This is a genomic window from Microbacterium sp. NPDC097977 (assembly GCF_040302605.1).
In the GTDB taxonomy this organism is placed as follows: domain Bacteria; phylum Actinomycetota; class Actinomycetes; order Actinomycetales; family Microbacteriaceae; genus Microbacterium.
Genome location: NZ_JBEOUR010000092.1, coordinates 1 through 10,714 on the forward strand (window position 1 = coordinate 1; position 10,714 = coordinate 10,714).

Annotated in this window: 9 protein-coding genes and 1 pseudogene; 5 read left to right on the forward strand and 5 right to left on the reverse strand. The window is 70.0% G+C overall.

Annotated elements, in window-relative coordinates; all coding sequences use genetic code 11:
• From ABTZ43_RS15435 to ABTZ43_RS15445, 3 genes and pseudogenes are all read left to right on the forward strand, one after another.
• A pseudogene (locus ABTZ43_RS15435) lies at positions 1-257 on the forward strand (hypothetical protein); the annotation flags it as partial.
• A gap of 115 nt (positions 258-372) precedes the next feature.
• Positions 373-1,962 carry an acyl-CoA carboxylase subunit beta gene (locus ABTZ43_RS15440; RefSeq protein WP_396654963.1) on the forward strand — a complete coding sequence of 530 codons (1,590 nt, stop codon included), beginning with the start codon at positions 373-375 and terminating at the stop codon, positions 1,960-1,962.
• Positions 1,959-2,204 (forward strand): acyl-CoA carboxylase subunit epsilon, encoded by a 246-nt coding sequence (locus ABTZ43_RS15445; protein ID WP_374612834.1) that lies wholly within the window; start codon positions 1,959-1,961, stop codon positions 2,202-2,204. The genes ABTZ43_RS15440 and ABTZ43_RS15445 overlap by 4 nt, the downstream gene beginning before the upstream one ends.
• Positions 2,205-2,401: 197 nt before the next feature.
• Here the strand turns inward: ABTZ43_RS15445 and ABTZ43_RS15450 are convergent, their stop codons facing one another.
• From ABTZ43_RS15450 to ABTZ43_RS15470, 5 genes are all read right to left on the reverse strand, one after another.
• On the reverse strand, positions 2,402-3,631 hold the full coding sequence (locus ABTZ43_RS15450) for an ROK family transcriptional regulator (RefSeq protein ID WP_350539437.1): 1,230 nt from the start codon (positions 3,629-3,631) through the stop codon (positions 2,402-2,404).
• Positions 3,632-3,896: 265 nt separating this feature from the next.
• The gene (locus ABTZ43_RS15455) at positions 3,897-4,907 is read right to left on the reverse strand and encodes a hypothetical protein (RefSeq protein WP_056421188.1); all 1,011 of its coding nucleotides are present in this window, start codon (positions 4,905-4,907) and stop codon (positions 3,897-3,899) included.
• Positions 4,904-6,136, reverse strand: coding sequence for a sensor histidine kinase (locus ABTZ43_RS15460; protein ID WP_056420954.1), 1,233 nt, complete (start codon positions 6,134-6,136; stop codon positions 4,904-4,906). The genes ABTZ43_RS15455 and ABTZ43_RS15460 overlap by 4 nt, the downstream gene beginning before the upstream one ends.
• Positions 6,126-6,788, reverse strand: coding sequence for a response regulator transcription factor (locus ABTZ43_RS15465; protein WP_056420950.1), 663 nt, complete (start codon positions 6,786-6,788; stop codon positions 6,126-6,128). The genes ABTZ43_RS15460 and ABTZ43_RS15465 overlap by 11 nt, the downstream gene beginning before the upstream one ends.
• 36 nt (positions 6,789-6,824) lie before the next feature.
• Complete coding sequence (locus ABTZ43_RS15470) at positions 6,825-8,054, reverse strand: class I SAM-dependent RNA methyltransferase (protein ID WP_350539438.1); 1,230 nt, start codon at positions 8,052-8,054, stop codon at positions 6,825-6,827.
• 23 nt (positions 8,055-8,077) lie between these two features.
• Here ABTZ43_RS15470 and ABTZ43_RS15475 point away from each other — a divergent pair, with 23 nt between their 5' ends.
• Both ABTZ43_RS15475 and ABTZ43_RS15480 read left to right on the forward strand, forming a co-directional pair.
• Positions 8,078-8,716 (forward strand): Maf family protein, encoded by a 639-nt coding sequence (locus ABTZ43_RS15475; protein WP_350539439.1) that lies wholly within the window; start codon positions 8,078-8,080, stop codon positions 8,714-8,716.
• Positions 8,717-8,794: 78 nt separating this feature from the next.
• Positions 8,795-10,561 (forward strand): acetyl/propionyl/methylcrotonyl-CoA carboxylase subunit alpha, encoded by a 1,767-nt coding sequence (locus ABTZ43_RS15480; RefSeq protein ID WP_149424222.1) that lies wholly within the window; start codon positions 8,795-8,797, stop codon positions 10,559-10,561.
• Positions 10,562-10,714: the final 153 nt, after the last annotated feature.

Here is a 10,714-nt window from a genome sequence, read left to right on the forward strand (position 1 = left end):
ACGCGCCGATGGACTTCCCCCTCGAACTCGAACCCGTCGACGGCGCGGAGAAGCTGGAGCTGCGGATGCTGCACGGGGCGCAGTTCGTGGGGGGCGCCGTCGCCGGTGCCGCAGGCTCGGCCGCGCGCGGCGTCGGCTGGGCGGGACGCAGGATCGCCTCGGTCGGTCGAGGCCGCGGGAAGAGCGCGAAGGCGATCGATCAGGCGGGGACGCACGATCTCCCCGGCGAGCTCGGGTCCGGCGACTCTCAGCGCTGAGCGAGGAGTGCGCTGACGATCCAGCCACGCTCGCACGATCCTCGCCAAAGGATCGGACGACCCGTTGTGGCGAGCATCCAACGGCGCGGCCCGAGCCGACGATAGGGTGGAATCCGTGACGGACAAGCCCGAACTCTCGACCACCGCCGGCAGAATCGCAGACCTCCGCGCTCGCTACAACGAAGCCGTTGTCGACGCGGAGAAGATCGCGCACGACAAGCAGCACGCCAAGGGCAAGATGACCGCCCGCGAGCGCATCGAACTGCTCGTGGACCCCGGGAGCTTCGTCGAGTTCGACGAGTACGTGCGCCACCGCACCACGGCCTTCGGGATGGACAAGAACCGCCCCTACGGCGACTCGGTCGTCACCGGCGTCGGCACGATCCACGGACGAACGGTCGCGGTCTACTCGCAGGACTTCACCACGTTCGGCGGCTCGCTCGGCGAGGTGTCGGGCGACAAGATCATCAAGATCATGGAGTTCGCGCTCTCGGGCGGCATGCCGATCATCGGCATCCTCGACTCCGGCGGCGCCCGGATCCAGGAGGGCGTGCTCGCCCTCAGCAAGTACGGCGAGATCTTCCGCCTGAACACCCGGTCCTCCGGTGTCATCCCGCAGATCTCCATCATCATGGGCCCGGCCGCAGGTGGAGCCGTGTACGGCCCCGCGCTCACCGACTTCGTGATCATGGTCGACAAGACCAGCCAGATGTTCGTCACCGGTCCCGATGTGATCAAGACGGTCACGGGCGAGGATGTCGGCATGGAGGAGCTCGGTGGAGCCCTCACCCACAACACCCGATCCGGCGTCGCGCACTACCTCGCGGAAGACGAGGACGACGCGATCGACTACGCACGGACGCTGCTCGGCTTCCTCCCCGACAACAACATGGCGGAGATCCCGGGGTACGAGAGCGGCTTCGAGTGGGAGACCACGGATGCCGATCGTTCGCTGAACACGATCATCCCCGACTCCGCCAATCAGCCGTACGACATCCACACGGTCATCGAGCACGTCGTCGACGCCGGGGACTTCATCGAGGTCCAGCCGCTGTTCGCCCCGAACATCGTGATCGGATTCGGACGCGTCGAAGGCCGCTCGGTGGGCATCATCGCGAACCAGCCGTCGCAGATGGCGGGAACCCTCAACATCGAAGCCGGCGAGAAGGCCAGCCGGTTCGTCCGCTTCTGCGACGCGTTCTCGATCCCGATCGTCACCCTCGTCGACGTTCCCGGGTATCTGCCCGGAACCGACCAGGAGTGGACCGGCGTGATCCGCCGCGGCGCGAAGCTCATCTACGCGTACGCCGAGGCGACCGTTCCGCTGGTGACGGTGATCCTGCGCAAGGCCTACGGCGGCGCGTACATCGTCATGGGCTCCAAGCAGCTCGGAGCCGATGTCAATCTCGCGTGGCCCACGGCCGAGATCGCCGTCATGGGCGGCCAGGGCGCGGTCAACATCCTCTACCGCGGTGAGATCAAGCGCGCGGAAGAAGCCGGCGAAGACGTCGCCGCGGTGCGCACCAAGCTGGCCAACGAGTACACGTACAGCGTGACGTCACCTTTCCTCGCCGCCGAGCGCGGCGAGATCGACGGCATCATCGAGCCGGCGAACACCCGCGTCTCGATCGCGAAGGCGCTTCGGGCGCTGCGCGGGAAGCGAGCGGAGCTTCCGCCCAAGAAGCACGGGAACATCCCGCTGTGAGCGACGCGCAGGGGGCGGATGCCGGGTCGGACACGCAGCCGACGCCGGCGATGCAGATCACGCGCGGTGCCGCCACGGAGGAGGAGCTCGCCGCTCTCATCGCCGTGGTCAGCGACGCCTACGCGCAGGAGGCTGCGGGCGCCGTCGCAGAGGAACCCGTCGTATCGGCGTGGTCTCGCACACAGCGTCCGCTGCGCACACCGCTGCGACGCGACATCCCCTGGGGCCGCTTCGCGGGCTGAACCCGAGATGTGCGGCGCCTGCGGGCCCGGAGCCCCCCAGCTCACGGGCCGCGCAGACAGTCTCCCCCCGGCCGATGCGGGACCGTCGTCGCGCATCAGGATCACCCCAGTCGGCGCATCCACTCGATATTATATCGATTGGAGTTATTGCGGTCGAGAGATCGACCAGTATTCCGGTATAAGAACTGACGATCCGTTCAGTCGCCGAGGTACAGGTCCGACGCGCGCGGTGTCAGCATCGCATCGAGAACGACGCACGCCGCACCCACGGCGCCCCCGTCGTCTCCCACGACCGTCCCCTCCACCGGCAGCTCACGGACCGATCTCGTGGCGTTGCGCAGCCGAAGGGGTCCGGGGATCTCTCGCAGATACACCGTGGACAGCCTCGCCCAGAACGGCCCGCCCAGAACCACGCGGTCGACGTCGAGCACGTTCGTCAGAACGGAGATCAGCACCGCGAGATGCCCGGCGGAACGGCGCAGCACGCGCGCGGCGCCGGCGTCGCCTGCTTCGGCACGCTCGCACAGCCGGGTGAGACGTATATCCACGTCATGCGCCTCATCCGCTCCCTCGTCGTCGAAGACGCCCGCCGCCACCGCCTGCTCGACGATCGCCTGCGGCGTGCACACCACCTCGACGCACCCCCGACCCCCGCAGGCGCACTCGGGCCCGTCGGGATCGACCATGATGTGGCCGATCTCCCCGAAGTTGTGGGAGGCGCCCGCGACGACCTCCCCCTCGCGGACGAGAGACGCGCCGATCCCGGTGCCGAGGTAGACGAACACGAAGGATCCCCCCGCCGTCGATCTGCTCGTCCACAGGTCTCCGACGGCCGCCGCCGTGGTGTCCTTCTCGATCGTGACGGCCAGGCCGGTCGCCTCTGCGAGCACCGACCGCAGCGGCACACGGTGCCATCCCGTGAGCTTCGGCGGGTCGAGCACGGCGCCCTTCTCGGCATCGAGCGGTCCGGGAGCCGCGACGCCGACCCCGGCGACGAGGCCGCGGTCGATCCCGGCCTCGTCGATCACGGCGTCGATCGTCTGCGCCATGGTCGCGACGATGTGCTGAGGATTCTGATCCGTCGTCCGCTGCGCACGCCGGCCGACGACCTGCCCCGCGAGATTCAGGAGCACGATCGTGATCACCGCAGGATCGAGGTGCACGCCCACCGAGAAGCGGCTCTCGGCGACCAGGCGCAACGTGACGCGGGGCTTGCCCGGTCCGTTGATCGTGCGACCGGCTTCGGCGATGACGCCCTCATCGAGCAGTCGACGGGTGATGTTCGTGACGGTCTGCGCCGACAGGCCGGTGATGTCGACGAGCTCGATTCGGCTCAGACCCGCAGCAGACCGACGGATGCCCTCGAGGATCACGGACTGATTGAAGTCCCCCATCCTGGGGAGGTTGGTCCCTCTGCGCGTACCCATGCCTCATCCTCTCCTATCGCCGGGGTCTTGTCCCCCAAAATACCTACAGACAGCCGTGCGCAGACGCGTCAGAATTGTGGGGACGCTTCGCGTTCGGCTGGTGTCTCTGTCACAGGGTAGACAGACGCAGATCAGCCACCAGCGGACGGTTTTCGGGTAACTGTCCGCATGGCGAGGGGCTGGCGTGATCGCCGCCCCTCGCCCACTCCATCCAACCTCGTCTCCGGCTCCCTCCCCCGGCCGGAGCCGAGGGATGAAGAGTGCGTCACTCCGCCGCGGCCTCGCGAGCGATCTCGTGCCATACGTCCACCGCGTCGTCATCGCCCGCTCCGCGCGACCCGGCTCGGCCCACCACCGTGACCGCCGTCCGCTCGTCCCTCGCTGCGCGGATGATCCAGCGCTCGGCATCCGCTGCGCGGAGCACCCGCGCCAGTTCATCGCGGATCGCCGCGCGTCGATCCTCATCGACGTCGTCCAGTCCGCCCTCGTCGAACACCGTGACGACCGCGCCGCGTCGCCGGGCATCCTCGATCGCATCCCGCACCGCGTCGTTCAGCAGATCCGCACCCCGCAGCTCGTCCCGGAGGCGCCCTTCCGCGAGGCGGGCACGGAGCCGTTCCTCGTCATCGAGAACACCGCCCGTCGCCACCGCACGGGTCAGCACGGGCCCCGCGACGGCCAACGCGAACTGCGTCCGCAGCCGCCGCTCCTTCTGCCTGACCTGCTGCGTGGCGTGCCACGCCGAGACCGCCTGCTGGATCCCGGCGAGCCGCTCCGCGTCCCGCACGGCGCGATCCCAGAACATGACGAGCAGGTGCGCGACCGCGACCCACATGAACGACCCGACGACGCCGAGGGACAGCGCGACGAAGGGACCGAGGAACGCCGACGACGACGCGAGGAGGATGAGGACGACGAGCCACCCGATCACGAACCGTCGGCGCACGATGCAGACGACGCCCAGCACTCCGAGAGCGCCGATGTACCAGGTGGCGAACGGGGCGGTGAGCGTCAGCGGGTCCAGCGAGAACGTCACGAGCACGGGGATGAGTGCGCTCGAGATCAGTGCGAGTAGCGCTGCCCAGATCGGCATCCGTACCGAGACGGCGGAATCCCAGAGGATCGCGACGTTCACGACCACGAGGTACAGGCCGATGGCCGCCACCATGAGCAGGGGGGCCGTGGGCTGCTCGATCCACCACACGCCGCGCGCCGCGAAGTACATCGCGAATCCCACCGCGAGCGAGGTCGCGACACTGCGCACCGTCCACGTCATCGGCGCTCCCACCCCAGCGTGACCGTCGTGCCGCACTCGCTCGATTCGATGTCGGCGGTCCCGGCGACTCCGGCCATGCGCGCGAGGATCGACGCGCTGATGCCGAGCCGATCCTCCCCGACCTCCCGCAGGTCGAAGCCCGGCCCCGAGTCGGAGATCGTCACACTGATCCCCTCCTCCCCGCGCCCCTCGGCGATGATGTGCAGTCCTCTGCCCTGCGCATGCGCGACCGCGTTGCCGAGAGCCTGACGCGCGGCGAGCACGAGCGCACGGGCCGCGCGCCCGGGAATGAGTCCGATCCCGCCTCGCTCCTCGACGATCGCATCTGCACCGAGCTCGGAGAGCGCGCGGCGCAGCTCCACCACGATCTGCGCCGCGCCGACCGGCTCGTCGCTCCCCTCTTCCGCGACCGCGGCCTCGGTGTTGGCGAGACGGGTGAGCGCTTCGCGCGCCATCCCCACTGCGAGGTCCCGAGCCCGCTCGCCGTCGGCGCGCTCCGCGGCGATGAGCGCGGCGAGGACGCTGTCGTGCATGAGGGCGGACATCGCGGCACGCTCCTCCTCGGCGGCCGCCGCGGCGGCGGCGCCGGCGTACGAGGCCACGGCCCGGGTGCGAGCGTCGTCGACGCCCGCCGCGACCGAACGGAACATCCACCCCAACGCGATGATGACGATGCCGAGGATCAGGGTGAACGACACGTCGAAAGCCGTCGTCACCCAGTACTCGCGCGAGAAGTCGCCCTCGACGAGCCGGACGTAGCCGTAGACGAAGGGCAGCGCCACCGCCCACGACAGTTGCAGCCACAGCGGGAAGGCGAGAACGGCCGCGACGACTCCGACGTTGACGAGGAAGAAGATCCACGGCTGATCCGCCGCTCTGCCCGCCGGATCGACGAAGATCGGCCAGGCTCCCAGCGCGAGGACGTAGAGGATCGCGAAGATCCCCGCCGCGACGCGCACCCCGCGCCCGGCGACGCACGCGATCAGCATCGCCAGCAGCGGGATGAAGACCACCAGCAGAATCGCGACCCGCGCGGCATCCGACCAGGCCGTCGTGGCGATCCCGGCGATCAGCGCCTGCGTGCCGAGGACACCGGAGCCGAGCGCCACCACGGTCGCGAGGATGCGCTCCATGCGCTTGCCGGTGAACCGCTCGAACTCGGTCTCCACGCTCCCCGGCGAGGGGATCGTGGACCAGGCCTCGCGGATGCTGAGCGGGTCAGTGGGCACTCGGGGTCCCGTCTGCGGCGACGATCCCGTCCTCCATGGCGCGGCGCAGGAGATCGACCTTCGTGGGGGCCGGTCGGCCGACCTCGACGTACTTCACCCGGATCCGTGTGATGTTCTCCTTGGCCGTCGAATAGGCGACGCCGAGGCGTTCGGCGACGGCCTTCAGCGGCAGACCGGCGGCGTACAGGCGCAGCACATCGCGTTCCCTGGCCGACAGCTGCGCGTCGGCGAAGTCGCGGTCCCCGTCGACGGCGCTGGCCCACTCCACATTGTTGAGCGGCTCGCCGTCGGCCACGGTCCGGATCGCGTCGAGCACGTCATCCAGAGCCGAGGACTTGCTGACCACGCCTGCTGCCCCCGCGGCGAGCGCCTCGCGCACCGCGGCCGGTCGGTCGGCGACGCTGTGGATGACGACGCTCGCTCCGTCGTCGACGAGGGCCCTGACGTTCTCGGTCACCGTCGTGCCGTCACCGAGCGTGAGATCGAGGACGACCACGTCGGCCGAGGGCGCGGATGTCGCGGAACGCCAGTCGAGATACGACACGACGGTGCTCCCGGAGAAGACCACCGTCTGCGCGCCGTCACGGGCGCATGCCGCCTCCAGACCGAGGCGGACGGACTCGTGATCGTCGATCAGTGCGACCCTGCTCATCCCCCCAGCCTACTGAGTGCGACGGCGGCGGCCCGGTCACCGGGTGAGCAGCGCGACGACCTCGAAGTGGTGCGAGTGGGGGAAGAGGTCGAAGCCTCGCAGCGTGCCGACGTTCCATCCGTGCTGACGGAAGGTCCCGAGGTCGCGGGCCAGTGCGACGGGATCGCAGGCGACGTACGCGATCGCGTCCGGCGCGAGGGCATGCAGCGCGTCTACGACCGCGCGCCCGGCTCCCGCCCGGGGCGGGTCGAGCACGACGGCACCGGTGCGGGTTCCCGCGGCCAGGCCGGCCAGGTAGCGGTCGACTCGCGCGGTCACCGCCCTCACGCCCATCCCCGCGAGGTTCTGCTGCGCGTGGGCGGTCGCCCTCTTGCTCGACTCGACCGTCACGATGTCGGTGGCACCGAGGTCGGCGAGGGATGCGGCGAACAGCCCGACCCCGCCGTAGAGGTCGAGGTGCGACGCCTCGGGGTCGACGTGTCCGTCGAGGACCCCGTAGACGGCACCGTCGAGCACCGACGCCGCGCGCGGGTGCACCTGCCAGAACCCGCCGGCGTCGAGCTGGAACCGGCGGTCGCCCACCTGCTCGTACACGACCTCCGGCGCGGGCCGACGACCCTGCCCGCGTGCCGGGCGCTCGTCGAGCCGCTCGCGACGGATGACGCGGACCGTGCCGTCGCCGGGTTCGACCAGATCGACGCTGCCCGCCTCCCCGCCTTCGAGACGCAGAGCCGCCTTCGCGATCGCCGGGCGCGCGAGGGGGTGCGAGCCGACAGGGATCACCCGGTGGCTGCGCGCGGCATAGGGCCCGACCCGGCCCTCGTCGTCGACGTGCAGGGTGACCCTGGTGCGCCATCCGGTGCCGTCTGTCGAGTCGACCGCCTCGATCTCGGGGGCCTCGAGTCCGGGGCCGGCGAACCGGTCGAGCGCCTCGGTCAGCACCTGGCGCTTCAGGGTGCGCTGGTGGGCCAGGTCGATGTGACCGAGGTCGGCGCCACCCGGTCGGTCCTCCGGCGCCCTCGACACGTCCGCCTCCGCCCAGATGTGGGGGCGACGGTGCGGCGAGGCCTCGAGGACCTCCACCGTCTCCGCCCGCCAGAAGCTCTTCGACTCGTCGGTGGAGTCGGCGGTGAGTCGGGCGCGCACCCGCTCACCCGGAATCGCGTCGGAGACGAAGACGACGCGTCCGTCGTGGCGGGCGATGAACGTGCCGCCGTGCGCGATGCCGGTGATGTCCAGATCGAGCAGGGCTGGGGAGGAAGTCATCCTTCGAGGATACGGTGGTGGACATGCGCGTCTGCCTCGCCTCCACCTCCCCCGCCCGTCTGATGCTGCTGCGACAGGCCGGGATCGAGCCGCTGACCCAGTCACCCGACGTCGATGAGGATGCCGTGGCCGCCGCCGCGGCGGCGGAGAGAGGCGCGGATCTCCCTCCCGCCGACCTCGTGCTCCTGCTCGCCAGGGCCAAGGCCGCGGACGTGGCGCACCGGCTCGCCTCCGACGGCGAGTTCGACGGCATCGTGATCGGGGGCGACTCGATGTTCGCCCTCGACGGCCGCGTGTACGGCAAGCCGTATACGGCGGAGGAGGCGACACGACGGTGGCGGGAGATGCGCGGCGCCACCGGCATCCTGCACTCCGGCCACTCCGTCTACCGCGTCTCCCCCGGGGCGGAGCCGGTCGAGGCGACGGCGACCGCCGAAGCCGCGGTGACATTCGCCGAGGACGTCACCGATGCCGAGATCGCCGCGTACGTCGCCTCCGGGGAGCCGCTGCTCGTCGCGGGCGCCTTCACCGTGGACAGTCTCGGCGGGGCCTTCATCACCCGCGTCGAGGGTGATCCCTCGACCGTCGTCGGGATGTCGCTGTCGACGGTGCGACGGCTCTCCACCGACCTCGGTGTCCGCTGGACGGACCTCTGGTCGTAGAGTCCGCTCGACGTTTTCGCGTCTTTCTTGTGGAGAGTCGTCAAATGGATCGAGAACCTTCTCGCTAGGCTGGCAACCATGCCTGATATCGCCAAGGTGCTCATCGCCAACCGCGGCGAGATCGCCGTCCGAATCATCCGTGCCGCTCGTGACTCCGGGATCGCCTCCGTCGCCGTATACGCCGACCAGGACCGCGACGCTCTGCACACCCGTCTCGCCGACGAGGCCTACGCCCTCGGCGGGTCCACCAGCGCCGAGACCTACCTGCAGATCGAGAAGATCCTCTCGGTCGCCCGTCGTGCCGGCGCTGACGCCGTGCACCCCGGCTACGGCTTCCTCGCGGAGAACGCGGAGTTCGCCCGTGCCGTGATCGGTGCGGGGATGACCTGGATCGGCCCGTCCCCCGAGGCCATCGAGGCGCTGGGTGACAAGGTCACCGCCCGCCACGTGGCCGAGAAGGTGGGAGCGCCGCTCGCCCCCGGAACCCCGGGTCCGGTCTCGGGCGCCGACGAGGTCATCGCCTTCGCCCGCGAGTTCGGTCTCCCGATCGCGATCAAGGCGGCCTACGGCGGCGGCGGCCGCGGCCTGAAGGTCGCGCGCGAGCTCGACGAGGTCGCCGAGCTGTTCGAGTCGGCCACCCGCGAGGCGGTCAGCGCCTTCGGACGCGGCGAATGCTTCGTCGAGAAGTACCTCGACAAGCCGCGCCATGTCGAGACGCAGTGCCTGGCGGATGCCGAGGGCAACGTCGTCGTCATCTCCACCCGCGACTGCTCGCTGCAGCGCCGGCACCAGAAGCTCGTCGAGGAGGCGCCCGCGCCGTTCCTCACCGACGAGCAGAACGCGCAGCTGTACTCCGCCTCCAAGGCGATCCTCAAGGAGGTCGGCTACGTGGGTGCGGGAACCTGCGAGTTCCTCATCGGCGCCGACGGCACCGTGTCGTTCCTCGAGGTCAACACCCGCCTCCAGGTCGAGCACCCGGTGTCCGAGGAGGTCACCGGCATCGACCTGGTGCGCGAGCAGTTCCGCATCGCCGCGGGCGGCACCATCGACTACGAGGACCCCGCCCCCACCGGTCACTCCATCGAGTTCCGCATCAACGGCGAGGACCCCGGTCGCGGCTTCCTGCCGCAGCCCGGCCCCATCCACGTGTTCAAGACGTTCGGCGGCCCCGGCATCCGGCTCGACTCCGGCGTCACCGCCGGTGATTCCGTGTCGGGCGCGTTCGACTCCCTGCTCGCGAAGATCATCGTCACGGGCAAGGACCGCGCCGAGGCGCTCGAGCGCTCGCGTCGCGCTCTCGACGAGTTCGAGGTCGCCGGTCTCCCCACCGTCCTGCCCTTCCACCGCAAGGTCGTCCGCGACGCCGCCTTCACGGCGGAGAACGGTGAGTTCGGCGTCTTCACCCGCTGGATCGAGACGGAGTTCGAGAACGACATCCCCGCCTGGGACGGCGAGCTGGAGACGCCGTCCCCCTCGGAGACCCGCCACACGGTGGTCGTCGAGGTCGCAGGAAAGCGTCTCGAGGTCAGCCTCCCCGACCGCGTCGCCGTCGCCGCAGGGACTTCCGGTCGCCCGGCGGCCGTGCCGCCGTCGCGCCGCAACCACTCGACCTCGGTGAGCGCCGGGGCCTCCGGCGATGCCGTCAAGTCGCCCATGCAGGCCACCGTCGTCAAGGTGGCCGTCGAGGAGGGGCAGCAGGTCGTCAAGGGCGATCTCGTCGTCGTCCTCGAGGCGATGAAGATGGAGCAGCCGCTGCAGGCGCACAAGGACGGGACGATCGGCAACATCGGCGCGGTCGCCGGAGCGACCGTCTCGGCCGGCCACCAGCTGCTCACCATCAGCTGACCACGTCGTCGAAGAGAAGAGGCGCCCCGCGGTTTGGGGGGGGCGGGCTGAATTGGGGGGGGCGGCCGGGGGGGGGGGTTTTATCGATTGGAGCAGTGAGAGCCAGGTTAGTTACCCGTCATATGTACGACACGCATAGGTATTTTTTATTGC